General features: G+C 61.6%; 23 protein-coding genes and 5 pseudogenes. 17 read left to right on the top strand and 11 right to left on the bottom strand.

The features are described from left to right. The first annotated feature begins 4 nt into the window (after positions 1–4). From D3227_RS34065 to D3227_RS34025, 10 genes are all read left to right on the top strand, one after another. On the top strand, positions 5–718 hold the full coding sequence (locus D3227_RS34065; protein WP_120018528.1) for a type IV secretion system protein: 714 nt from the start codon (positions 5–7) through the stop codon (positions 716–718). Then, entirely contained in the window at positions 715–948 is a 234-nt protein-coding gene (locus D3227_RS41330; RefSeq protein ID WP_147377759.1) for a hypothetical protein, read from the top strand. Before D3227_RS34065 ends, D3227_RS41330 begins: the two co-directional genes overlap by 4 nt. Beyond that, positions 945–2,015 carry a TrbL/VirB6 family protein gene (locus tag D3227_RS34060; protein WP_120018527.1) on the top strand — a complete coding sequence of 357 codons (1,071 nt, stop codon included), beginning with the start codon at positions 945–947 and terminating at the stop codon, positions 2,013–2,015. The genes D3227_RS41330 and D3227_RS34060 overlap by 4 nt, the downstream gene beginning before the upstream one ends. A gap of 13 nt (positions 2,016–2,028) precedes the next feature. Then, positions 2,029–2,760: a VirB8 family type IV secretion system protein gene (locus D3227_RS34055; RefSeq protein WP_120018526.1), complete on the top strand. Its 732-nt coding sequence runs from the start codon at positions 2,029–2,031 to the stop codon at positions 2,758–2,760. Continuing rightward, positions 2,757–3,593 (top strand): P-type conjugative transfer protein VirB9, encoded by an 837-nt coding sequence (virB9, locus tag D3227_RS34050; RefSeq protein ID WP_095204882.1) that lies wholly within the window; start codon positions 2,757–2,759, stop codon positions 3,591–3,593. Before D3227_RS34055 ends, virB9 begins: the two co-directional genes overlap by 4 nt. A gap of 91 nt (positions 3,594–3,684) precedes the next feature. Next, complete coding sequence (virB10, locus tag D3227_RS34045) at positions 3,685–4,914, top strand: type IV secretion system protein VirB10 (protein ID WP_245452021.1); 1,230 nt, start codon at positions 3,685–3,687, stop codon at positions 4,912–4,914. Next, positions 4,880–5,926: a P-type DNA transfer ATPase VirB11 gene (gene virB11 / locus D3227_RS34040; protein WP_167480977.1), complete on the top strand. Its 1,047-nt coding sequence runs from the start codon at positions 4,880–4,882 to the stop codon at positions 5,924–5,926. The genes virB10 and virB11 overlap by 35 nt, the downstream gene beginning before the upstream one ends. 256 nt (positions 5,927–6,182) lie before the next feature. Further along, the gene (locus D3227_RS34035) at positions 6,183–8,231 is read left to right on the top strand and encodes a type IV secretory system conjugative DNA transfer family protein (protein ID WP_245452020.1); all 2,049 of its coding nucleotides are present in this window, start codon (positions 6,183–6,185) and stop codon (positions 8,229–8,231) included. A 220-nt stretch (positions 8,232–8,451) separates the two neighbouring features. Continuing rightward, a complete protein-coding gene (locus tag D3227_RS34030; protein WP_120018522.1) occupies positions 8,452–8,775 on the top strand; it encodes a type II toxin-antitoxin system RelE/ParE family toxin in 324 nt (107 codons plus the stop codon). Beyond that, positions 8,772–9,053 (top strand): helix-turn-helix domain-containing protein, encoded by a 282-nt coding sequence (locus tag D3227_RS34025; protein WP_120018549.1) that lies wholly within the window; start codon positions 8,772–8,774, stop codon positions 9,051–9,053. The genes D3227_RS34030 and D3227_RS34025 overlap by 4 nt, the downstream gene beginning before the upstream one ends. Positions 9,054–9,163: 110 nt before the next feature. Here the strand turns inward: D3227_RS34025 and D3227_RS34020 are convergent, their stop codons facing one another. Together D3227_RS34020 and D3227_RS34015 are read right to left on the bottom strand one after the other, a co-directional pair. Further along, positions 9,164–10,756 (bottom strand): relaxase/mobilization nuclease domain-containing protein, encoded by a 1,593-nt coding sequence (locus D3227_RS34020; RefSeq protein ID WP_245452019.1) that lies wholly within the window; start codon positions 10,754–10,756, stop codon positions 9,164–9,166. Between the two features lie 674 nt (positions 10,757–11,430). Next, on the bottom strand, positions 11,431–11,841 hold the full coding sequence (locus D3227_RS34015) for a hypothetical protein (protein ID WP_245452018.1): 411 nt from the start codon (positions 11,839–11,841) through the stop codon (positions 11,431–11,433). A gap of 327 nt (positions 11,842–12,168) precedes the next feature. Between D3227_RS34015 and D3227_RS34010 the strand changes: the two genes are divergently transcribed. The 4 genes and pseudogenes from D3227_RS34010 to D3227_RS33995 all read left to right on the top strand — a co-directional run. Continuing rightward, positions 12,169–12,861 carry a ParA family protein gene (locus tag D3227_RS34010; RefSeq protein ID WP_120018548.1) on the top strand — a complete coding sequence of 231 codons (693 nt, stop codon included), beginning with the start codon at positions 12,169–12,171 and terminating at the stop codon, positions 12,859–12,861. Then, on the top strand, positions 12,858–13,199 hold the full coding sequence (locus D3227_RS34005) for a hypothetical protein (RefSeq protein ID WP_120018520.1): 342 nt from the start codon (positions 12,858–12,860) through the stop codon (positions 13,197–13,199). The genes D3227_RS34010 and D3227_RS34005 overlap by 4 nt, the downstream gene beginning before the upstream one ends. A gap of 213 nt (positions 13,200–13,412) precedes the next feature. Continuing rightward, positions 13,413–13,703 carry a WGR domain-containing protein gene (locus tag D3227_RS34000; protein ID WP_120018519.1) on the top strand — a complete coding sequence of 97 codons (291 nt, stop codon included), beginning with the start codon at positions 13,413–13,415 and terminating at the stop codon, positions 13,701–13,703. Positions 13,704–13,745: 42 nt separating this feature from the next. Beyond that, positions 13,746–14,474, top strand: a pseudogene (locus tag D3227_RS33995) (ISL3 family transposase); the annotation flags it as partial. Between the two features lie 115 nt (positions 14,475–14,589). On the opposite strand, the gene D3227_RS41970 reads toward D3227_RS33995, so the two are convergent. The 6 genes and pseudogenes from D3227_RS41970 to D3227_RS33970 all read right to left on the bottom strand — a co-directional run. Continuing rightward, complete coding sequence (locus D3227_RS41970; RefSeq protein WP_167480975.1) at positions 14,590–14,763, bottom strand: hypothetical protein; 174 nt, start codon at positions 14,761–14,763, stop codon at positions 14,590–14,592. Between the two features lie 439 nt (positions 14,764–15,202). Then, the gene (locus D3227_RS33990) at positions 15,203–15,520 is read right to left on the bottom strand and encodes a DUF736 domain-containing protein (RefSeq protein ID WP_120018517.1); all 318 of its coding nucleotides are present in this window, start codon (positions 15,518–15,520) and stop codon (positions 15,203–15,205) included. A 669-nt stretch (positions 15,521–16,189) separates the two neighbouring features. Then, complete coding sequence (locus tag D3227_RS33985; protein ID WP_120018516.1) at positions 16,190–16,483, bottom strand: type II toxin-antitoxin system RelE/ParE family toxin; 294 nt, start codon at positions 16,481–16,483, stop codon at positions 16,190–16,192. Further along, positions 16,480–16,788: a type II toxin-antitoxin system RelB/DinJ family antitoxin gene (locus D3227_RS33980; protein ID WP_095204709.1), complete on the bottom strand. Its 309-nt coding sequence runs from the start codon at positions 16,786–16,788 to the stop codon at positions 16,480–16,482. The genes D3227_RS33985 and D3227_RS33980 overlap by 4 nt, the downstream gene beginning before the upstream one ends. A 655-nt stretch (positions 16,789–17,443) precedes the next feature. Beyond that, positions 17,444–18,368, bottom strand: a pseudogene (locus D3227_RS33975) (ArdC family protein). A 305-nt stretch (positions 18,369–18,673) separates the two neighbouring features. After that, positions 18,674–19,024: pseudogene (locus tag D3227_RS33970) on the bottom strand (hypothetical protein); the annotation flags it as partial. 498 nt (positions 19,025–19,522) lie between these two features. On the opposite strand from D3227_RS33970, the pseudogene D3227_RS44520 reads away from it, so the two are divergent. Together D3227_RS44520 and D3227_RS33960 are read left to right on the top strand one after the other, a co-directional pair. Beyond that, positions 19,523–19,702: pseudogene (locus D3227_RS44520) on the top strand (IS1 family transposase); the annotation flags it as partial. 100 nt (positions 19,703–19,802) lie between these two features. Then, a complete protein-coding gene (locus D3227_RS33960; RefSeq protein ID WP_120018514.1) occupies positions 19,803–19,994 on the top strand; it encodes a hypothetical protein in 192 nt (63 codons plus the stop codon). Between the two features lie 182 nt (positions 19,995–20,176). Here the strand turns inward: D3227_RS33960 and D3227_RS33950 are convergent, their stop codons facing one another. Together D3227_RS33950 and D3227_RS33945 are read right to left on the bottom strand one after the other, a co-directional pair. Further along, positions 20,177–20,503 (bottom strand): hypothetical protein, encoded by a 327-nt coding sequence (locus tag D3227_RS33950; protein WP_208646528.1) that lies wholly within the window; start codon positions 20,501–20,503, stop codon positions 20,177–20,179. A gap of 38 nt (positions 20,504–20,541) precedes the next feature. Beyond that, positions 20,542–21,206: pseudogene (locus D3227_RS33945) on the bottom strand (DUF7007 domain-containing protein); the annotation flags it as partial. Positions 21,207–21,288: 82 nt separating this feature from the next. On the opposite strand from D3227_RS33945, the gene D3227_RS33940 reads away from it, so the two are divergent. After that, on the top strand, positions 21,289–21,444 hold the full coding sequence (locus D3227_RS33940; protein ID WP_379016743.1) for a hypothetical protein: 156 nt from the start codon (positions 21,289–21,291) through the stop codon (positions 21,442–21,444). A gap of 465 nt (positions 21,445–21,909) precedes the next feature. On the opposite strand, the gene D3227_RS43260 is transcribed toward D3227_RS33940, so the two are convergent. Next, positions 21,910–22,241: ATP-binding protein (locus D3227_RS43260; protein WP_245452017.1), on the bottom strand; the 332-nt coding region annotated here is incomplete at its 5' end.

Raw genomic sequence — 22,241 nt, 5'->3', positions numbered from 1 at the left:
CGCTATGCGTGGAATTCCGTTAACAGCGGCACTCTTGCTTGGTCTTGGCGGTATCGCCTTTGCGCAAGTGCCTACGATCGACGAGGCTAATCTGGAACAGGCTCGGCAGATTGCATCGGCCACGAGCGAGATCCTCAGTACCGACCGCAACATCATGAACTATACGCAAAAGACGCTGCAGGCCGTCACGGGCGACCGGTCGAGCCAGGCCGGCCAGCTCGCGCAGATGGCCTTGGGCAATGGCGGCTTCTCCATGGGGGACGCGCCTTCGCTTGCTAGCGTGATCTCGGGCGGCTCGTTGTCGTTCGCCGGCCTCGGCAATGGATCGCAGGGCATCGTTTCGAACATGATCAATGGCTTGCAGCTGGTGAAAACCATTTCGGGCCTGATCAATGGCCAGACGACGCAGATGGATAAGAACTACAGCGCCCTGGTGAACGTCGCGGCCACTGTTACCGGGCTGGTGGACTCCTCGCAAAATGGGGTGAAGACCCGTTCCAGCGCTTTTCAGTCGGGCGCTCAACGGATCGGCACGGCGCAGGACATCAAGGGCTCGATCGATCAGAACAGCCAGATCATGGTGCAAACGGGTCTGACCGTGAACGAACTGATCGGCGCGGTGAATACCGCTACGGCGGCCGCCAATCAGGAAAACATCGATCGTATGAACCTGATCACGCAGGCCTCGCGGGGGCTCGAATACAAGTCCGGCCAATGACGGTGCGCTTTCTTCTATCAGCGGCCGCCATCATTGGCGCTGTCGCGACCTCCGGATGTGGCCACAAGCCGCTCAAGGCTCCATGCTCGCGCGACGAGGGACCGATGCAGCCGATGGCGTTCGCGGCGCCCGAACAAGGAACAGAAGCGAAGAAGCCATTCGAGTGCGGTCCGATGAAGGCACTCAATAGCGATCCATCTCTGTTTCCAGGGGGGACGTCGAAAAAATGAACTTCAATATCACCACGCTTCTGCAACAGGTCGACAAGTTCGGCAATAACTATGTATCGCAAGCCTACCAGAACCTGGCGTCGGCCCTGACCGGCGGCGGACAGGGGGGCGTCGCCGGCCTGATGCTGACGCTGTACGTGATAGTCTGGGCCATCAGCATCTGGCAGGGAACCTCGACGGGATCGGGAAAAGAGATGATCTGGCGCCTGTTCCGCGCCTTCGTCATCTACGCTCTGGCGACGAGCTGGGGGGACTTTCAAACATATGCCTATTCGTTCGCGAATGAGACACCTGCCGCGATCGGGAACAGCCTTCTCACGAGCGTTTCGGCCAATGTGACCGGGACATCGGCCGGGCTGAACTCCGTCAACTCCGTGCAGACGGCCCTGCAAAACATCTGGGATTCGCTCGCCAATTCCACCGCCGCCTTTATCAAGAGCCTTGGCGTGTTGAACTTCGGCGGCTACGTACTGGCGGCGATCATCCTTGTTGTCGGCGCGCTGCTCATCGGCTATGCGATCTTCCTCATCATCCTGTCGAAGATCTTTCTTTGGCTTTTGCTGGCACTCGCCCCAGTGTTCATCATTCTTATGCTGTTCGGCTACACGACCCGGTTCTTCGCCGGCTGGGTAACCGCGATCGTGCAGTACATGTGTGTGCAGATTCTGGTCTACGCCTTCTGTGCCTTCTTCATCTCGATCACCCAGACCTATTTCGACGCGGTCAACCGGTCGAATGGTGCTGCGACAACGACCTTGACCGAAGCCGCGCCGCTGATCCTGATCTGCCTCGTCGGTGTGCTGCTGCTGTCGCAGATCACCAACGTTGCCGCCTCGCTCGCAGGCGGAATTGGTATTGGAACACCTTCGTTTGGGCGCTTCTACGGCGGCGCCTTCGCAGCGATGGGCCAAGCCGGTCAGCGCAGGCTGATGGGACGCTTGGGCTGGAGCACGCGGCAGGAACGCCTGGCGGGTCGCGAGCGGGCGCGCGTGAGCCTCGCACAGAGAAGGTTTGAGAATTCAGCGGAATATGCACGGCTTTCCCGAAAGCTGACGGATCCCGGATAGGTTTGGGGCACCAATGAGCGATGTGAAGGAAAGCGCTGGGCGACCGGCGCAGGAATCCGAGTCTCCCTTGCCCTACTATGTGGATGCGGCAATCTGGGAAAAAGATATCGCGCGACGCAATCGCTGGTCGCGATCTCTGGCGTGGTGCGTGGCAAGCGTCGCCTCGGTCATTGCCGTTGCAGCAGTGGGTGCGCTGATCCTTGCGCTGCCGCTCAAGACTTATGAGCCCTACATGGTGGTGGTCGACAAATCCACCGGGTTTGTCGAGGTCAAGCGGCCGCTCGCCGACGGTCCTTTGCAGCAGGACGAGTCGATGGGGATGTTCGATATCGTCCGTTATGTGAAGGCTCGCGAGACCTACGATCCGAAGGCGCTGAAGGACAACTTCGATCTCGCGCAATTGCTGAGCGCCGGCGATGCCTCGAGGGAGCTCGTCGAGCTTTTCAGCCCGGCGAACAAAGTGACGAACCCCGTCGTGCTCTACGGGCGAAACACCGTCGTGGCTGTGACCGTGAAGTCCGTGACATTTCCCAACCAAAGGACCGCCCTGGTCAGGTTCATGACGGAGGAAAAGAGCCAAGCGAACACCGTGCAGCGGCATTGGGTGTCGTTGATCCGGTTCCGCTACACCGGCGTGCCGGCAAAAAACGAGATCCGCTTTGAAAATCCGCTCGGCTTCCAGGTGCTCGAATATCGGCGCGATCAGGAGACGGCGCCGGCACCCACTGCGGAGACACCGCAATGAAGGTCGCCGGCATCCTGATGGCAATCGGGCTCGGCGTTTGCGCGGTTCAGCCGGCCCTTGCCGAACAGACCCCTCGGGCGGGATCTCGTGACAGTCGCATTCGCTTCGTCTGGTATCAGAAGGACGATGTGGTGTCGGTGCCGGCCAGCTATGGCGCCTCGACGATGATCGAATTTGGCGATGACGAGAAAATCGAAACCCTCGGCGCTGGCGACGTCCCGGCCTGGAGCATCGAACCCAACAAGAAGGGCAATGTGCTCTTTGTGAAGCCGATCGAGAAGAATGCGGGTGGGAATCTCAATGTCCTGACGAACAAGCGCAGCTATGTGTTCTTCCTCAACGGCGAGTTTCGGCCGGTTGCACAACAGGTCTATGCGATCAAGTTTCGCTATCCCGAAGAGGCGTCGGACGCGGCGCTGATGGACGAAGCCCGGGCTCGGGCGGCGCAGCCGAACCGGCAGGGTTTCAAGGCCGAAAACGCCAACTCGTCCTATGCCTATAAGGGGTCGTCGGCAAATAAGCCGCTCGTGATCTACGACGACGGCGTGAAGACCTGGTTCCGCTTCGATCCAGCAAGGGAAGTGCCGGCGATCCATGTCGTTGATAGCGAGCGCAATGAGACCCTTGTGAATTATCGCCGCGAGGGCCCGTACATCGTCGTCGACAAGGTCAATTACCAATGGACCCTGCGCAACGGCACCGAAGCAACCTGCGTCTTCAATCTGAGACTGAACAATGTGAACGAACCGACCGGGCTTGAACCTTACGAACCGCAGCGTGTCGGCGGTGGGACTGTTCGGAAAGTGAGGGGACCCGATGCCATCTCCCAATGAGTACAGAATGCTCGCTGAGGAAGGCACGGCGGTCGCCGCGCCAAAATTCGGGGCAAGCACATTCTTCAAGATCGCGGTTCCGCTGGGTGCGGTGGTCTTCGCCGGCTGGATGATCTATGCGGCGACGCGTGCGCCAGACAAGCCGCTGTTGACAGCGTCGGATGGCGAGGAGTTTCACACCACACAGTTTCCCGCACCGGGGCTCGATACGCCGCGCCCCCAGCTTGATAACGGCACCCTGAAAATTCCGACGGCTCCCGAAGAGCCGCCGGCGACCGTCGAGGCTCCGCCTCCCCCTCCACCAGCCTTGCAGCCGCCTGCGGCTCCACCACAGGTGCAGGATGATTCCGAGGCCCGTCGCCTGGCTGAGGAAGAACGGCGCAGGCAAGAAGAGGAGGAGCGCCGCAAATGGGAGCGCTTGCGCGCCAAGCAGCTCGTCGTCGATAGCGGCGATGCGCCTGGCAGTGCGTCAGCATTGGGCGGCAATGGTACGGATGCAGCGGCGGCCGGAAACGCAGGCGAGGGCGAGGAGGACCCCAATCGGCGTTTTTTGGCAAGGGCGAGCCAGAGCGGAGCGGATACATCGAAGGCCACGATGAACCCGCGCACGGACGCTCTGGTCGCCCAAGGAACGATGATCAAGGGCGTACTCGAGACCGCCATCCAGAGCGATCTTGCCGGTATGGTTCGGGCCGTCGTATCGGAGGATGTGTGGTCCTTCGACGGTCGCAGGGTTTTGATCCCCGCTGGCTCCCGCCTTATCGGTGAATATCGCAGTGGCATCGCAACCGGCCAAACGCGGGTGTTCATAGTGTGGACACGCCTGCTTCGATCGGACGGCATGTCGGTGCAGCTCGGTTCGACGGGCACCGACGAGCTCGGTCGCAGCGGCATGCCGGGCGAGGTCGACAACCATTATTTCGAGCGGTTCGGCTCGGCGATCCTTCTAAGTGTCGTGGGCGGTGCGACGCAATTCATCGCCAACCTCGGCAACGACCAGAATGGGTCGAACACCAACCAGACCTACACGGACCCGCAGACCGGACAGACGGTGACAAACCAGACGCAGCCCAACCAATACCTGCAGAGCGCCCGTCAGATCGGCGCGCAACAGGTCTCGCAAAGCCTCAACCGCATTGCCGAAGAGGCGCTTCGCAATTCGATCAATATCGCGCCCACGATCCATGTCGATCAGGGGTCGCGCATCATGGTGTTCGTCCGCCGGGACCTCGATTTTTCGGAGTTCTATCCGGACCCGGTACGCGAGGCGTTGACGGAGATACGACGTGAGCGGGCAGCAAAGAACCGTCTTCCTAAATAAGGCACTGGCGCCGGTGCGGCGCTGGCTCGACGACGATCGCGTGGTCGAAATCTGTGCAAACGGGCCTGGACTTGTGTGGGTCGAAATTGTTGGCTCGACACATATGGAGCCCTTCGACGTCCCCGAGCTCGACCGCGCCGCGATCACTTACCTCATGGAACGTATAGCGGCGTCATCCTCGCAATCGATCAGCGAGGAAAATCCATTGCTTTCAGCCGCCCTCCCCGGCGGCGAACGCTTCCAGGGCGTGCTTGCACCGGCGACGCCGACAGGAGGCGCCTTCGCGATCCGCAAGCAGGTCGTGAAGGATATGCGCCTTGATGATTACCGGAAGCGGGGGTCGTTCGATACGATCTCCGTCCAGGATCCCGGCGAATTGACCGAGACCGACAGCGCCCTTTGCGAATATCTCGACGCCGGCAAGATCGAGGATTTCCTCCGCCTGGCCGTGCGGGAACGGTATTCGATCTTGCTTTCAGGAGGCACATCGTCGGGCAAAACGACGTTTTTGAACGCGATTTTGCACGAGGTGCCTTCGGATGAGCGGATCCTCACCATTGAGGATACGCGGGAGGTTAAACCACACCAGCCCAACTATCTGCCCCTCGTTGCATCAAAGGGCGACCAGGGCCTGGCGCACGTGACCGTTGAAACGCTGCTGCAAGCCGCCATGCGGTTGCGGCCGGATCGAATCTTCCTGGGCGAGATCCGGGGAGCGGAAGCCTATTCGTTCTTGCGCGCCGTCAACACAGGTCATCCCGGATCGATCACGACGATCCATGCGGACAGCCCGACCGGTGCGTTTGAGCAGCTGGCATTGATGGTCATGCAGGCTGGGCTCGGGCTGAGCAAGGCAGAGATCATCGATTACGTGCGGTCGGTCCTGCCGATTGTGATCCAACAAACGCGCCGGGGCGGCTGGCGCGGAACTTCGGCGATCTGGTTCAACCGCATGACCGAATGGAGAGCCGCCAGAAAGGTTCCCCAGAATGTCTCGCGTATTCACTTATAGGCTTCTCCTCGGCCTCATCGGCCTCGCCGCCTTCTTTGCCCTTTGGAGCCTAGCCTACGAGCTGGTGGCGACATGGCGGTGGAATCCCGCCCTCCCCTCTGAAGGCGCCTCGCGCTGGGGGCTTCTAAAATACCAGAACGCGCAACGCAGCCTAAGCGGCCTGTTCGTTGCCTGGCAGCATTTCAGCCAGCGCCTAGCCTATCATCCCACGCAGGGCGAGACGATCATCCGGGGCGCGATCGCGGTCTCGGTTGTCGTGGCGATCGGCGTCGGCCTGATCTTTGCAAGCCTTATCAACCGCAAGCCAAAGCACTACGGCGATGCGCGGTTCGGCACGATCATGGATGCCGAAAGGAAAAACCTGCTGGCAAAGCAAGGCTTGATCCTCGGCAAGATGGGTGGGGCGACGATCCGCTCGGACGATCCCGCGCACGTCTTGGTAGTCGGGCCGACCCGATCCGGCAAGGGCGTCTCCTTTGTCATTCCGAACGGTTATATGTGGCGAGGATCCTCGGTGTGGTTCGATCCGAAGCGGGAGAACTTCGAGGCGTTCGGTGCACACCGGCAGGCTCTCGGCGACAAGGTATTTTTCTTTTCGCCCGGCGAGCAGGATTCGCATCGCTATAATCCGCTGGATTTCATCCGGCGCGATGCGCGCATGCCGACGGACTGCGCGGTGGTCTCCTCCTTCATCATCCCCGAGGCGACAGGAAGTTCCGAGATCTGGGCGCGCGCCGGCCGGCAGCTGCTTTCGGCCATGATCGGCTATGTGCTGACGTCACCACGCTATGAGGGGCAGCGTCATTTGCGCGCCGTCGCGATGCTTCTTTCGACCGGCGTGGATTTTCTCAGGGTGCTGACGAATATCCGCAATGACGAGGAAAAATATCTGCCTTCGTGGGTCGTGCACGGGCTCAACCAGTTCATTGCGCTGGAAAAGGAAACGCGAAACTCGGCCTACTTCAACATGACGGCGGCTCTCAGCCCCTGGACCAACGATCTCGTTGCAGCCGCTACGGCGTCGACCGATTTCGATATCTCGAAGTTTCGCAAGGACCCGACGGCTCTCTTCATCGGCTGCTCGGTGGCGCAGCTCGACGTGTTCCGGCCCATCATCAAACTCCTGGTTCAGCAAATCCATGATGTGCTGATGGCTTCCTCGCCAGGCCCGGACGAGCCCTATCAGGTCCTGGTGATGATCGACGAGTTTCGCCAGCTCGGCAAAATGGAGTCTATCGTTTCCAAGCTGGCGATCAACGCGGGCTATGGCTTTCGCATGGTCCTGATCCTGCAGGATCTTGCCCAGCTTGACGAAGTCTATGGAAAAGCGACGCGGCAGACCACGGTGTCCGCGTGTCAGGTGAAGCTTTTCATCCGCATGAACGACGTGGAGACCTCGGAACATGTCTCTGTAATGCTGGGACCGACCACGATCGAGGTGGCCACACCGATCATCAGGGCTGGTCAAGGCATATTTGGGGGCCGAGACAAGAGTTTAAGTTATCAGGAAAGGCCATTCCGGACGGCGGCGGAGCTGCGGCAAATGCCGGCGAATCAGGCCGTGGTTCTGGTCTCAAGCTCCCCTGGTTTCCTGGTGCGCAAGATCACCTATTATAAGGACGCTCCCTATAAGGCGACCTACCGGGAATTTCGGCACCGGCGCTTGAAGGTTCCGCCTCTCTCACGATGGCAGGATCTTCCGCTGCGCTCGATGGCGGACGTCGAAGCGGCGGCTAACCCCGCGCCAGCGGCACCTTTCGAGTTGGGGGAACCCGATACCGTCGAAGCGCCGGTTTCAGGCGATACAGCCCATGCCGATGCGGTGCCGCCTTCGACTTGTGCGGCGGCTGAAAGGGTTGATCCCGTCGCGTTAAAGCCGAAAGTAAAGAGCGACAGCGCGGACGCACCACAGGTGCTGCCAAGCTCAGGCCTTGCAACGGGCGGTGAGGCTGAAGCAAAGAGCGAGGTCGCCGCTGAAGTTCCGGAGTTGAAGCCGAAGCGGACCGATCAGACGGCCGATGATGCGCCGCGGCCGCTTCCCACCCTTGGCCAGCGATCGGCGCCGGCAGCATCAAAGACGTCCGACCCGAGTGCGTCAGAAGGCAAGGCGAATGTCTTGCAATTCCAAGTCCGGCCGGGAAACAAGTCCACGTCGATCGCCGCGCTGCTCGCATCGCTCGATCAGGAAGTGGAGGCGGGCGCTCGTTTTCTGTCACCGTCAGTGGATAGCGGAGATGTCGAAGGGGTACCGTCAGCCGCTCTTGAGGCGCTGCAGGATCAAATTAGACGTCACGGCGATCGCTAGGACGTGAAATTCAGTTGAATACAAATGAGCGGTTTGTGCCTTCGGTGCCCATGTCGAGTGTGAGAACAAGACGAAGGGTCCCTAATCCGATGGCGGGCGCATCGAACCGTTTCGTTGCGCCTCCCGGTTCTTTGTGGGACGTGAGCTGATTGCTGGTCCGTAAAATGCGATTGACTTTCACTCTAGCCAACCTGTATCAAAACCGATACAGTGCACCTCGATGAAGGTGATTGAATGGCTTGGAAGCAGTAGGGCGGATGTTCGAGCGTTTCCTGACGATGCGCGGATAGAGGCCGGCTGGCAGCTCGAACTTGTCCAGCGCGGCGACGATCCCGACGACTGGAAGCCTTTGCAGATCGTGGGGGCCGGCGTCAGGGAAATCAGAGTCCGGGAGGCATCGGGAGCGGTCCGCGTCATCTATCTGGCAACCCTGGAGGACCGCGTTTTGGTGCTTCATGCGTTCCACAAGAAGACACAGGCCACGTCCAAGAAAGACCTCGATCTGGCGGCTCAACGGCTAAAACGATGGAAGGCAGAACGATGAACGTAGAAATCTATGAGAACGTCTGGGACGCCCTGGCGGACACCGAACAAGAGGCAGCAAATCTCAAGGCGCGCTCGGCGCTGCTCTACGAAATCCGTAAGGCAGTCCAGCGTTGGGACATTCCTCAGGAGGAAGCCGCCAAGCGGCTCGGTCTGACGCGCCCTCGCACCAATGATCTGCTGCGCGGTAAGCTCGCCAAATTCTCGCTTGACGCACTTGTCAACATCGCCGCCTCCGCACACCTGGAAATAGAAATCCGGGTAAAAGTGGCTGCATAATCACGAAGTGTCAAATGAGCACATTTTGCGTTTTGGCGCGAGCGAGTGCCGAACGAAGCGAGCCCGGCTTAGGGAACAACGAGCTCACTCAGTGCTGCATGGCGAGGCAACTACTGCTTTTGCGGCTTCTGTGAATCCGGCTCTTCGCCTTCGACCGGAGCGGTGTTGATGCTCCTCGACTGCAGGCGCTGCAGTTCTTCGAGCCGTTCGCCTTTGACGATCTCGGGATCAAGCCGCTCGTTAGGATTCTGCGCCAATGAACGCGCGGCTTCGCTTGCGGCTTGTGCCTCGCGGGCTTCCTTCGCAGCGATGCTTTCGGCATTGCGCACCATTTCGCGGTCTTGCGCAGCCTGCTCAAGCGAGGTCGGATCAGCCGATCCGGCTCGTTCGTCACGAATCTCCTGCTCGATGGCGCGATTACGGATCTCGCGAGCGCGATCGGCCTCAAGCCGCTCAGCGGCCTCGATCTCCTGGGCGCGGTGGATCAAAGCTTCGGCGCGCGCGCCGGCAATCCGATGGGCCTGGTCTTCACTGACATGGGTGACGCCACCTTCCTGCAGGGATTTGAGATCCGTCCGGATCGCAAGCAGCTCCATGGTGGGCGCTGCGCGCCGTAAGAACTCCGATTTCGTCTGGCCGTTCATCATGGCCGCTGTCTTGTTAACGGTCTCGTTGATCTGTTTTAGGTTTTCCCGCATCTGGTCCGCGGTGGCATCTGAACTCATTTGAACACCCTTTCCATCTCGAATAGCGACGACAACAGTACCGGATCGAAAAGCTTGCGTCATCCGATCAATGAATTGACTCGCTATCGCGTTATCCGGCTGAGCAGCAGCAACCGAGTGCCAGTCCCGAAGGCTTGCCTGGCTGGCCTGCAGCTGGCGCGCCGAAATCGGAATCTTTACCGGGTTGGCCTTTGCGTGATTGATCCGCTGGCGGGCTTTCTCGATGACGTGCGGGTTTGCACGGGCATAGGCGCGGTCCAGCGCCTCCCTGCCCGGCCGCGGCTTTTCGGCCGTGGCCACAATCGCCTTGTCGCGCGGACCATAGCTTTGTGATGACGCTCGATAGGCTGCGGAAGTCGCGACGATTTTCATGCCCTGCGCTTGTGCGTGCTGGGCATAGAGCGCGCGCCATTCGCGAAGCTGGGCCGGACCTGGTCGCAATCGCTCACCGTCCTCACCTTTCACGGCGACGATGGCATGGACATGAATATGGCCGCCCTCCTCCGCCATATCGGCATGCATGCCGAAGGCGAATTTGTGATTGGGGAACTGCTCATGCAGGAACCCACGTGCGGCCCTCACCAGGGCTTGCCTGTCCTCGCCCGCCTTGGCCGACAGGATCATGTGCATGGTGTCGCGAGGCTTGTAGGAATTCAGGGTCTTGTCCCAGGACTGCGCGGTCTGCCGAACCGCCTCCTCAGACGCGATCGCGGCGCCGTCGGCGCCGATCGCCGCTCCGTCATGGGTAAGGCGCGCGAGCTGGAACACGACACCGGCTTGGCCGTGGCTGGGCTCCCCAATTGGCTTCACCGAAACGGTATTCTCCTTGACCCCAAGCGCATCGGAGATCCGCGAGGCGATCATGGCCCGGGTTGGTGCCGAGAACTGGCGATCCTGCTGGCGTCGATCGGAAAAGTGAAACCGATGCTTCACCTTGTCGTCCCCGTTCTCACCCCGCACGACGCTCTGTCCGGCCATGGTCGCGACGACGCGCGCGACGCTCGATCCGTCCTGCAGTGTGTCGATACGATAGGCGAAACCGTGGCCGGCGAAACCTGCCTGAACTGCCTGTGAAAGGCGCTCGGCATTCTCCTGCCCTGCCAGCGAAAGCCGAAACGTCGCCACATCCTCGCTCTCCCGCCGCTTGTCGAAACGCTCGCCCCACTGTTTCATTTCCTCGGCGACGGCTTCCCGCGTTGCCAGGATACGCGCGTCATACGTCTCGAGCGCGACGCCCTCCTTCTGGATATATTGACCGATCGCGGCTGCCCTAGTGACGCCATGCCCGTAGGAAATCACCTTCAGAACGGCCGGCTGATACCCGGCCGCCAGCCTGTCGGCAGCAGCCCTCGACCGAGGTCCGCCGGCGAGCTTCCGCCGCTTGGTTGGCAGGGCGAGGTTTAGTCGCCCGGCTTTACCGCGCGGCGGCTCCAGCTCCCGCGCAGACGTGCGCGGCACGGCCGGTTCCGTTGTCTGGCTTCCCCCGAGACCGCCCTCCCCCGTCCGGCCGCGAACCGTCTTGAACAACCAATCATCGTCATTTCCAGCAAAGGACAACATGGCCCGATGCCGGCGTTTGCGGTTCTCTTCTTCAAAAGCCGCGCTCGCGCGAATCCGATCGGCTATGGCCTGTATGGACGACTGGTCGAGGTTCACGCGCCCTCACCATCCAGCAGATGCGCCGCCTTCCGAAGTTTCAGGCCATGCGCGATCGTCATCGCCGTCAATTCGGCGTCGACAGCTTTCACCCGCTCATCCAGCGCTTCCCATATCGGCAACGCCGCCTCCATGGGGGCAGCGTGGCCGGAATGAATGGCATGGAGAAGCTGGCTGAGGTTTCGGCCGACCATCCGGACTTGCGAGGCCAACGCCGCGACAGTGCGTGAATTCTCAGCTGACAGAGCGGGACCGACATCCAGGCTGGCCCGGATAATGCGCCGCAACGTCTCCGCTCGGTCAAGCTGGAACACCTTGCAGGCCTCATCCAGGAGCGCGCCCGCGTCCGGCCCAATATCGATCCGGGAGCGCTTTCGGGTGTCCTTGTGGGCGGCGCTGGTGTCCAAAATTCCCTCGCTATGGCGGATGGGCCTCACGTCGAAGACGGTCCAGGTCGAAGCGAAGCGACGACCTGCTCAGCCAATTTGGACCCAAATTGCGTATCTTGTCAATTCACTATGCAACATTATACTGATCGGATGTTTTGATAGTCCATAACCAACTATGCACCCCGGAACATTGCACCAAATGCGCAAATTCGTGTTATCACCTGGGCACTTATGTGCCTTCGCACTTTGTAGCATCGACGCATAGGCATAATGCAAGAAAGTCACTTTGGCGCCAAATCGCCTATGCGCCTTGACGCCAAGGTGACGCAACATTGGGAAAAAACAATGCCGGAACAACGCGCGGTGCAAATCACAGTGGCCTCTCCCAAAGGCGGGGTCGGCAAGACCATGACCACCATCCTGCTCGCTGGCGAGTTCGCCGCCGCCGGTCATCGGGTGACGGTGCTCGACACCGATCCGCAACTGTCGGCCCTGGAGTGGAGCAAAAACAGTCGCCGCGCCGGGTACGCTCTTTCAAACATCGACGTCATCCCCATCAACTCGACCGACGAACTGATCGATCGCCTGGCGCAATCCGACGCCGAGGACCTGCTGCTGGTCGACGTCCAGGGCACGGCCGTGGCCGCCCTCGGACCGGCCGTCGCCAACGCCGACTTCGTGCTGATCCCGACGAAAGCGCACGTCTTCGATGTCAAGCAATGCCTGGGTCTGATCCGGCACATCCGTTCGCTTGGCGGACGCCATCGCGAAATTCCCTACGCGGTGATGCTCAACATGGTTTCGGGGATCGAGCACAACACGATGGCCTTTCGCACGGCGATCCAGCTGCTGCGGCAGGCCGACGCCAGCGTGCTTGAGACGTTTTTGTCGCAACGGCCGACCTTCGCCTCAATCGCAACCGCCGGGACGCTTTACGAAGTCCAGCCCGTGAACAAGGCGGTGCAGGACGCTCGCGACCAGACGAATGCCCTGACCGCCGAGATCATCCTCAAACTGAACGGAGCCACCCCGCAATGAACGAGAAAAGCGATCGGACCGCAAACCAATTGCCGCTGCCTGCCTTGAAACCGCGTGCCCGTTCGGATGATCCGTTCTCGCGCAACATGGCTGCCATCGTGAAATCCAGCATCAGCGAAACGGACAACCTGGAGCAGCAGACGAGAACCCAGTCTGCCAGAAAGGCGAAGGCGGAGCTCGAAAGGCCAAAGGCAGACGGCGGGACAGCCCGGCTGCACACACGCATTCCGGTCTCGCAGATGATCGAGCTGCAGGTCCATTGCGCGCGCAATAGAACAACCATGCAGGAGGTGGTGCAGGGCCTGATAACGGAATTCCTTGCTCGGCAGCCAAAGTAGCCAGATGCGCCAATCGCGTCGATTTTCGTTATGACCGACCGCCCATGACTCCGGCCCAACGAGGATTGGCTACATCTCTTCGGGGAAGGCCATCAAAGACGCTGCTGAACGACTGATGTTCGGTTCCATCCATCACGAGAGTGAATCGATCCGCGTCCGCTGATTCAAACCATTCATTGGACGCGCGCGTCCGGCTGCGCGATTCTGTCCGCAATGATCGCGCAGCTCTATCGCCTCTGTATCGAACGCCGCGACGCGGATCGGAACATGGCGCGCTTCTATGCGCTGTCGATCGAGGAGACCCTGTTCGGCCAGACCTGCCTGGTCCGCCGTTGGGGTCGGATCGGAACCACCGGCCGCACGGTACAGCACTCTTTCGATACCGAGGGCGAAGCTGTCGAGCTTTTCCTCCAGCTGCTGCGCGCCAAGCGGATGCGCGGCTATCAGCCGCGATCCACCTACCCGATGTCAATCGGCCGACATAGGGGTCTGACTCACATTTGATGGCGGCGTGGTTGCCGTTTTCTGAGGGGAATCAGCACCACGGTGAGAAATTTGCGTTTGTCGTCCTTGATCCCGGCGGGATTGGTCGTCGAGGCCATCGCTGAGAACGAAGAAGTGATCGTCATTACCGCGCGGTCAGGTACGCCGGCGCGGCCTTGCCCTCTTTGCCGCAGAGTGTCGAGCCGGGTCCACAGCCGCTATGTTCGACGCGTGTCCGATCTTCCCTGTAGTGGGACGAAGGTAGAGCTCCCCCTCGGCGCGCGGCGCTTCGACTGCGATGCTACATTGTGCCGTCGACGAATCTTCACCGAGCGCTTTGACGACAGTCTTGTCACCGAGCGATCGCGCCGGACCTCGCGATTGGAGTGTATCGTTCATCATCTTGGACTGGCGCTCGGCGGCCGGCCGACGGTTAGTTTTGCAAAGCTCAGCAATGACACATTGCTACGGGTGGTGCGGCGACGGCCTGTCTACGAACAGACCCCTATCAAGATTGTCGGCATCGATGACTGGGCCTATCGCCGTAACCATCGCTACGGCACGATCGTCTGCGATCTGGAGCGACGGCGGATCGTGACGTTGTTGCCCGACCGAGAAGTTGCCACCGTCGAGGCTTGGCTTGCCGATCACCCTGAGATCGAAACCGTCTCGCGCGACCGCGGCGGCGGTTACGGCGAAGCCACCGCCAAGGCATTACCGAATGCGGTTCAGGTCGCCGACCGCTGGCATCTCATGGAGAATACGAGCGCGGCTTTCCTCGGCAATGCGCGCGCCGTGATTTTTTCATGGAATGAGCGCGCGAAAATGGGCGCCCCGCTTCCGTGGTCATTGAGAGCCCACGGGCGATAAAACGAGAGGGCTTACCCCCCTCGTTTCGTCGCCGATCTCATTCGAGGTCAGCGGCGAAGGCTTCGATGTTACGCGCGAACTGCTCGGCGTCTGCCTGCTCCTGTGCAATCAGGGCCGCCAGTTCGGCTTCAGCCGCGATGCGTTCCTTCCTGGTGAAGCAGCAGCTCCGAAGCTCGGCCCGCAGTTCATTGATGTGATCGATGGTGGTCATGTCGAAACGTCTCCTTTTGATGACGTCAACGGGCCACGTGCGCACGAAGCGCGGGTCAGGGATCGCGGAACGCGACCGGCGGAGCCGGCGAGTGGGGTGCCGGTTTTGTCGGAGCGTAGGGAACCGAAGCGGAGATAAAATCGGGGGCCCACGCTCGTCCTTGACGCGGGCTGAGCAGCCGTAGAATGGGACGACAGAAGAAAGAAAGCCGCAGCCCAGGCCAGGGGATGCGACCGTATTTCACCACCTCGATGTGCCACGATCATCTCGATCCGGAGCAAGCCTTCGGTGCGCCGGACGCCTTGGACGATCTGACCAGATTTCCTCGTTGCGTATGGCACCCGAAAAGCCGGAAGCAGGCTCGATGCCTGCTTCCGGCTTCCACACGCGCAAGAGATGAGCCCCGCCTCGGCGGCGGGGCCTCCTTCGTGGAAGAGTTTCAGACCTCGCGCTTCGGCCGGTTCCAGATGAGGGCGTATTCTCCTTCCTTCTCGCCCGGCCAAAGTGCTGCGGTGATCGGGGCATTGAAGCTCGGGTCATCCAGTTTGACCGAGATATATTCCTCGCCGTCGCCGGAGACCGCCTTCCAGCCTGCGCCGACCTCGACGCCGTTGCCGGCGGTGATGCGGAAGTCGGGGGCGTCGCGCGAGACACGTTCGATGGGGTTCAGGCGGGCACGCATGCTGACAGTGAGGGTGCGCACATTGCCGACAATCCCGTTGTTGCCGTTGGTGGAGAAATCGCCGATGACTGCCATGATCTGTTCCTTTCGGGTTTTCTCGGGCCGCGCCTATCGCGACCTCGATGGCGGTGTAAGGACCGGAGGCGGTCGACCCCGCACCTGACAAGGCCGCAACGAAGTGGAGGGCGGGCGCAAGCGGCTATTTTGCCTCGCGATGCAAAGGCGGGCTGCGCCCCGCCGGCGGAAAATAGCCGCGGCCAGCCGTTGCGGGATGGCGACCGAGACGAGAGGCGTCCTGCGGTCACACCAGATCCATCGAGGTCTGCGTGGGTGCGCCCAGGTGTGAGACGGGAAGGAACCTGGATCATGCGTCGTCGGCGCCATTACCCACAGAAAACAGGGATACCGCGTCATCAGCACCGCTCGCCCCGCGACATCGATGCTCGCCACCGCGTCGACGCCTCTGCCGGCGCCACGTCCGCCTCGCCTTGATGATGGCGCGCTGGTCGAAGCCGATTGAGTGATCGCTCCCGCAAGTGGCAAGGCTCTCGGTCAAGCTGGGCGATCCGACTTTTCCCGGCATCGTCTCCTGCAGGCCGGGCGAGACAGAGACGGCCACTTCCGCCGAACAGGCCTGCGGCGTGTCACTGTCTCCCCACATGGAAACCGGCCGCCGGGGCGGGGCTTTTTTGCGGGTACAGCCGGGTGCCGATCACCAGGTTGGAAAGCGGGGCTGATGAAACATCAGCATTCGGGCGGAGCGCCCGGCCATTGCTGCGCGCCGTGCAGGACACGCAGAATGCGGACCGTGGTCTCCGTCACTAGATAGGCCGCCACATAGGGCGTGCCGGTGACGACCAGTTCGCGTGTCCCGGCAATCCGGCCCGGACGGCCGCTTTCCGGGAAATCCCGAAGACGGCGGGCCGCAGCCTCGATCCGTTCATCGACCGTTATGGCGGCCGCCGGATTATCAGCCTCGATGTGGGTAAATATGCCGTCGCGATCGGAAAGCGCCAAGGCAGACCATACGAGCTTCACGATGCCAGGTCGCCGCGCCTCCGCCGTGCCGCCGCACGCCGGTTCGCGAAATGCGCCTCGACCTCATCGTCCGGCATGTCGGGCCTGGTATCGGTGAGCGCCTCCAGCACTTTGCCCCTGAACCAGGCATCATGCGCCTCGCTGCTGGTCACAAGTTCGAGCGGCAGCGCGCCCTCATTGGCGGTACGGGTGAGCAGGATCCGAACGGCATCGGAGACCGTCAGCCCCATGCTTTCGAGCACGGCGGACGCCCGATCCCGGACGTCGGCATCGATACGGGTCTGGACAAGGGCGTTCGCGGCCATCAGCGCCTCCATTTCTGCAGAAAATGTAATGCAATTGAATGACGATTGCCAGTCCTCTATACGCCGTGCATGTCCTCACCTTCACTCGGCCACAATCCAGCTGCCCCGCGATCGGCGACCGTCGACAGGTCGACCCTTGCTGCACGCCGAAGGAACACCGCGCCGCGAATCGGGGCCGAGCTTGATTTGAACGAGAACCGCTGAACCTCTCCCCGTTCCGGAAACGTCCGCTGGATGTTCTCATATTATCAAATGCTAATGATGCGCGCCGTGGGGATAAGTGCATTTAGTGTTTGCCGGCAGCACCCACTCCTGGGCTCGGGAGTTCACCAAGCTTGGACATGGCGTCATTGATCGCTCCGGGCTGGGCGAAGCCTGTCGGCAAGCGCCAGAAGAACGATACGGCTGAGGCGGGAGCGGATCTGCGAAGCGGCCCAGAGCCAACCTTGCGGTTCGTTGCGGTGTGGAGCGAGGAGGAACAGGTTGCGGGCATGGTGGGTTTTGCCCGCAACATTTTGGCGGTGGAGATGCCGATCCAGGATTCGACTGCCGCGTGGTTCGGCGACCGGATTTCGCGCCGGTGCCGAGCAAGCGCGCTCGCAGGGCGGTTCGGAGAAAACCGGGGTCCGCCCGGCAACCAGCGGAGCGTGAAGCATCAGGCTGCCTTCCGCTCCGTTTCCGTCCGCGGCTGTAGGCCATGCAGATAGGCGACCGCCCGCTGCGCATGGGCGGCGGCCGAAAAGATCGCCCGGCGGTCTTCCTGAAGGACGCGCAACCAGGACTGTAGGTAGCTGGCGTGGTCCGGCCGCGGCTCCATCTCCGGCACAATGCCCAGATCGGCGCAAATGAAACTGGCGCCAATTTCGGCGAAGTTCTTCTCGCGCCCGGTCGGTCTTGTCGTGATGATATCGGCTAAGGTCCCGGTTCAGTCGAGGAGCGGCGGAGGTCCAATGCAGAATCTCATGGGCTTTCGTAGCGACTAGCGACGCGGCGTCCTTGAACTGTTCGGGAAAAGGTAACTGCACATGGTCGCTAGCCGGCGAATAATAGGCCTTGTCGCCGCCATAGCGCACCGTCGCTCCTGTATTACCGAAGAACCGCTCGGCGTGTTCGATCGGTTCGACCGGATTGGGGACCGGGTCCGCATGCCTGCAGCAATGATCAGGCAGACCCTCGATCTGGTCACAGTTGAAGACGGTGTACGCCTTCAGGAACGGGATCTCGCGCTCGACTTCGGCGCCCCCGGCGTCCTTTTCGGTCTTGGTGAAGCGGCTTGCATAGACAATGGTCGCGCCACTCTCACCCTTGCGAATATGCGCGCCCAGTTCGTTCGCCTGCCGTAACGTCATCCACATTGGCGAAGAAAAGCCGCGTGCGATCCCCTCGGACCAGAGAAGGAGCACATTCACGCCTGTGTAGCCCTCGCCATTGTGGCGCAGCGGTCGGGTGATCCGACCGACGGTGTTGCGCTTACTCCATGGCTGGACCCATGGGCGAACGCCCTTCTCCAGATCGGCAACGATCTTGTCGGTGATCCGCGCATAGATGTCGGTGCGTGATCCGTTTGCCCTGGCTTTCATGTCCTGAACCTCCATTTGGGAGCCGCGCCCATCGCGGCCCGTCACGGGCGTCCGTCGCCTGGGCTATCAGGGGGACGCGCATCCACAGGACCGGAACGAAGAGGAGGACGGCGAAGCCGTTGCGCGACCCACCGGGCCGGGCAGGACCGCCATCCGGGACGGGACGCGATGGGCGCGGCTCCCTTCCGTTCTCCTTTCTTCTTCCCTTGTTCGGCGCGGCGCGACACGGAAAAGGCCGGTCGCGGCAGGACCGGCCCCATAAGACGGTGTGACGGGCAAGGCCTAGGCCTTGCCCGATGGGCGGCTCAACCGAGTGCCGCCATCTGCTGCTCGGCCGCCTTGCGGTCGAGGTTCTGGCCGGGATTCTCGACGGGACGCTCGAACGGCTTCCAGACCTCGCCGACGACATGCTCGTAGGCGGCAACGGCGCCTTGCGCGGCCATGCGGAGCGAATGGGCCTGGATACCCATGTCGGCTGCGAATTCGCGCTTGCGCTGGGCGGCGCTGTCGTAACCGACCGGACCGTCGAGGTCCTCGTCGCGCGCGTCATTGGCGGCCTTGGCGGTGGCATCGCGTGCTTCGGTGACGGCGCGGGAGTAGAACTGGCCGGCGCCGTGCGCGGACCCGACATAGGCGCCGACGATGCGCTGGAGGCGGGCGGACTGGCGGGATTGGGTTGCGGGCTTGGCCATGGGGTCTTCCTTTCGTGGTTTCCTCCGAAGCGGTCCGGCCCTTGGCCGATCTGTCCTTCGGTGCGCTCGAAAGGAACCGGCGGAAGACGGGCGTTTCAGGGTCCGGGCCCGCCAGGACGAGCGGAGCCGGTATGCGCGCAAGCAGGTCTCCTGACCTCGCGCGGCGCGCAAACCTGCTTTGCCGAGGACGGCGCGGTCCGGCCGCCCCGCGGCGCGAAGCGGCCTTGAAACGAACGGCCGCCGGTTCAGACCGCAGCAAAACCGAAGGACAGATCGGCCAAGGGCCTGGTCCGACAACGGAAGCCAGGGAACAGGGCGCCACCAACAGCGCCGCAGCATAATTTCAGCCTGCCGGAAGCGTGCACTCGTTCGATGGGACCTAACGGGTCGGGCCGGCTCTCCGCCCAACTCTCAGAAGACCGTTTGCGGCATGAGATGAGCACGGGCATGGTCTTGCGGATACGGCTCGCCAACCGCGTCCAGCTGACCAGCGACAGGCACAGGACATACCTGGAAGCCGTCGAGGGCGCGTATTGTGCCGAGATCGATGACGCCATGCTGGTAAAGCTCTATGGCAACTCTGCGGAAAGCGCCAAGGATCGCTACAGTCCTGCCGAACGCACTGGCGCACATAATGAGAGATCGAGCGCGGCTGTACCAAAAGCCCGTGGCCGCCCAAGGCTGCTTGCACCTGTCACCGAGTTGCGCGATTGTCGAGGTCGCCCGAGTGACGCGAGCAACCATGAACCCGACGAAGAAGGCTGCCCCTTTCGTGCCGACCGAAATCCATGTCAGCACGGTCGAAGATCAGAAAGGCGCGCTCGGCATCCTATCCATCAGCACAACAATGGGCCTGTTAGAAATCGTGCTCGACGGACAGGCCGCCGACGCCATAGTTGATGCCATCAGTGTAATCAGGCCGAAACTGGCCTGAGGGTCGATAGCCATACTCGTTCCTGATACGTCCGTTGGACGTTCTCATATAATCCAATGCTAAAGTCACACCGGCCTTCCGGCATTCGACCCTTGGCAGACGGTGGAACCGAAACCGGAATGCTGTGCGCTCTTGGGGCGACGAGCCGATCCCGGCGCTTCGCGCCAGTTCGCCAATCGTGCTCATGAGCGTTCCCCTTCGCTTGAGGCGTCATTTGGACCTTTTGCCGGATCAAGGGGAAGCAGGTGGCGCGCCCGAACGGCCGCGATGGCAACGTCCTGTCGGGCAAGCTTTCGGGTGAGCGCGTCAACTTCCGGCTGACGCTCGGCGGTCAGCGCCGCCAGCGTCGCGCGATACCGTTCCAGAAAGGCGCCCGGCTCCGGCGCCTTACCGCGGCGAAGGGTGGCCTGTCGCCGGCCAAGCAGCGGAATGATCGCTGTCATGCGCCGCGTGATCTGCCGGTCGATCAGATCGAGCTGGTGCTGCGTCTGCCGCCGCGCCGCTTCCATGCGCAAGAGCTGCGCGGCTTGTTCTGGCGGACCCGACATTACGGGACCCTCCCGCGCCAGCTGGGAAAGCTCGAGGGACCATCATAGGCGGCATGCTTCGTCTCATCGATGACGAAGCCGAAGCGGCCGACAGCGTAGTCGTCGCTCGGCACGAGAAAGCGACGCTGTTCAACCCCTTCCTCGCGCTTGCCGCCGATGGTGGCGATCACCTCGGTCATCCCGGCATGATCTGAACGGAGGCGGTGAGAGCGATCCAGTCGTCGGCATGCACCCGCGCGAACTCTTGGGCATCCTTCTCGTGGGACTCGCCGGGAGCGAGAGAACGACCGGAGATCGCTTCCCAGGCATCGGGCCAGGAGTCGCGGACTGCTTTGTCGGCGGCTGCGCGCTCGTAGGTCGTGAACAGGTCCGGAAAGGTGAGCGCGACGATCGCCCATTCCGCGTCCTCTTCGTAACAGGCGTCTTCCGCCCGCAGCATAGGGTGGACCGTCGCATTGCGCGCGGCGGAGAGCTTGAAGCCGCCATGTCCGGCCGTGGTATGGCATACGATCCCGTCCGCGTAGACGGTGGCGCCCTGCGACGCGCCCCATGGCGTGCTGCAGTCCATGCACACAGTTTGGCGGTCAAGACCTCGCAGCTCGCGGCTGTGGTCCGCCTGCTCGATCATGCGGCCCAGAAAGGCCACTTCGTCCTCGACGCAGCCGGACCTGACAAGCGCTCCTACCGGCCATCATAGTTGTCGCTCAACCGGACACCGTAATTGTCGCCGCGCAACGCTCCTCGGCTTGCAGATCGACAAGCGCGGCATCGACTACATCCAGCGCCGTTCCGCGCTTATCGAGGAAGTGACCCGCGATAAGGTCAAGGCGATGGCGAAGAAGCTGCTTTCCGTCGAGCCCGCCATCATGGTCGTTGGCCCGCGGCTGGACACGAAAGGATAAGCCTGGAAGTCAAATTTCGCCTTCCTTCTCTCGCCGAGAGTGGCTAGGCAGAAGCAAAGTCCGGCCTCGTGGCTGGTGGGATCTCATAAGGCCCGCGAGAGGCGATTTCGCGGGCCAAATCGAGCCTTATCGGGCAAGTTGCCGGGTTGCGGCAAAGTCCTGCCCATGCGGGCTTCTTTTTGCGCGGACGAGCCAAGGGTGGCTGGCGCTGTCGCTATACCATGCAGCGTCTGCCGCTGGCGAACGCTGATCTCGCATTACTCAACTTCTTCAGCTACCAAAACCGAGTTGTCGAGTTTCGAACATACCTCCTTTCCACTCGGGTACAGTAGTCTACCAGCTGCTTGGGCAAGGCCTTGTTCGGATCTGGAAGTCGCGGAACACACCCCGCGGGTCACTTCAAATTCCCCCGGGGGGGGTCAGTCAAACTCCCCCACCCGCAAGACAGGACAGAGGGTGTATTTGTTAGTTTGACTTTGTTTCCCGAGCAAGGGCCTCAGCGGCTTCTTTGAGACGATAGCTGCGTCCATCGAACTCAAGCAGATGGCAATGATGCATCAGCCGATCGAGTATCGTCGTGCTCATGGTGTTGTCTCGCAGATATGTCCCCCAGTCCTGTACGACCCGATTGGAGGTGACGATGACGCTGCGACGCAGTTTGTAGGTAATTACATGGGGTAATCGCGGGAGCCGCGTCCACGTGCCGCTTTGTAGCCCTTGCGCATAGGCGGCGGTTGTTCCCCGATATGATGAAAACGGGCTCCCGAGTCGGACCCGGGCCCAGCAGCAATCGGAGA

This window comes from Mesorhizobium waimense, from assembly GCF_003601975.1.
GTDB classification, from domain to species: domain Bacteria; phylum Pseudomonadota; class Alphaproteobacteria; order Rhizobiales; family Rhizobiaceae; genus Mesorhizobium; species Mesorhizobium waimense.
The sequence above is the reverse complement of the archived record's forward strand: the minus strand, read 5'-3'. Positions and strand labels throughout refer to the sequence as shown.

Coding starts and splice junctions, on each gene's coding strand:
- D3227_RS34055 (WP_120018526.1), top strand. CDS start 2,029: ATGAGCGATGTGAAGGAAAGCGCTGGGCGACCGGCGCAGGAATCCGAG.
- D3227_RS34020 (WP_245452019.1), bottom strand. CDS start 10,756: ATGGCCGGACAGAGCGTCGTGCGGGGTGAGAACGGGGACGACAAGGTG.
- D3227_RS33950 (WP_208646528.1), bottom strand. CDS start 20,503: ATGGAAGCGGCGCGGCGGCAGACGCAGCACCAGCTCGATCTGATCGAC.
- D3227_RS41330 (WP_147377759.1), top strand. CDS start 715: ATGACGGTGCGCTTTCTTCTATCAGCGGCCGCCATCATTGGCGCTGTC.
- D3227_RS34065 (WP_120018528.1), top strand. CDS start 5: ATGCGTGGAATTCCGTTAACAGCGGCACTCTTGCTTGGTCTTGGCGGT.
- D3227_RS34060 (WP_120018527.1), top strand. CDS start 945: ATGAACTTCAATATCACCACGCTTCTGCAACAGGTCGACAAGTTCGGC.
- D3227_RS33960 (WP_120018514.1), top strand. CDS start 19,803: ATGAACCCGACGAAGAAGGCTGCCCCTTTCGTGCCGACCGAAATCCAT.
- D3227_RS41970 (WP_167480975.1), bottom strand. CDS start 14,763: ATGACCACCATCGATCACATCAATGAACTGCGGGCCGAGCTTCGGAGC.
- D3227_RS34030 (WP_120018522.1), top strand. CDS start 8,452: ATGAAGGTGATTGAATGGCTTGGAAGCAGTAGGGCGGATGTTCGAGCG.
- D3227_RS34025 (WP_120018549.1), top strand. CDS start 8,772: ATGAACGTAGAAATCTATGAGAACGTCTGGGACGCCCTGGCGGACACC.
- D3227_RS34010 (WP_120018548.1), top strand. CDS start 12,169: ATGCCGGAACAACGCGCGGTGCAAATCACAGTGGCCTCTCCCAAAGGC.
- virB9 (WP_095204882.1), top strand. CDS start 2,757: ATGAAGGTCGCCGGCATCCTGATGGCAATCGGGCTCGGCGTTTGCGCG.
- D3227_RS33990 (WP_120018517.1), bottom strand. CDS start 15,520: ATGGCAGTCATCGGCGATTTCTCCACCAACGGCAACAACGGGATTGTC.
- D3227_RS34005 (WP_120018520.1), top strand. CDS start 12,858: ATGAACGAGAAAAGCGATCGGACCGCAAACCAATTGCCGCTGCCTGCC.
- D3227_RS34000 (WP_120018519.1), top strand. CDS start 13,413: ATGATCGCGCAGCTCTATCGCCTCTGTATCGAACGCCGCGACGCGGAT.
- D3227_RS33980 (WP_095204709.1), bottom strand. CDS start 16,788: ATGGCCGCGAACGCCCTTGTCCAGACCCGTATCGATGCCGACGTCCGG.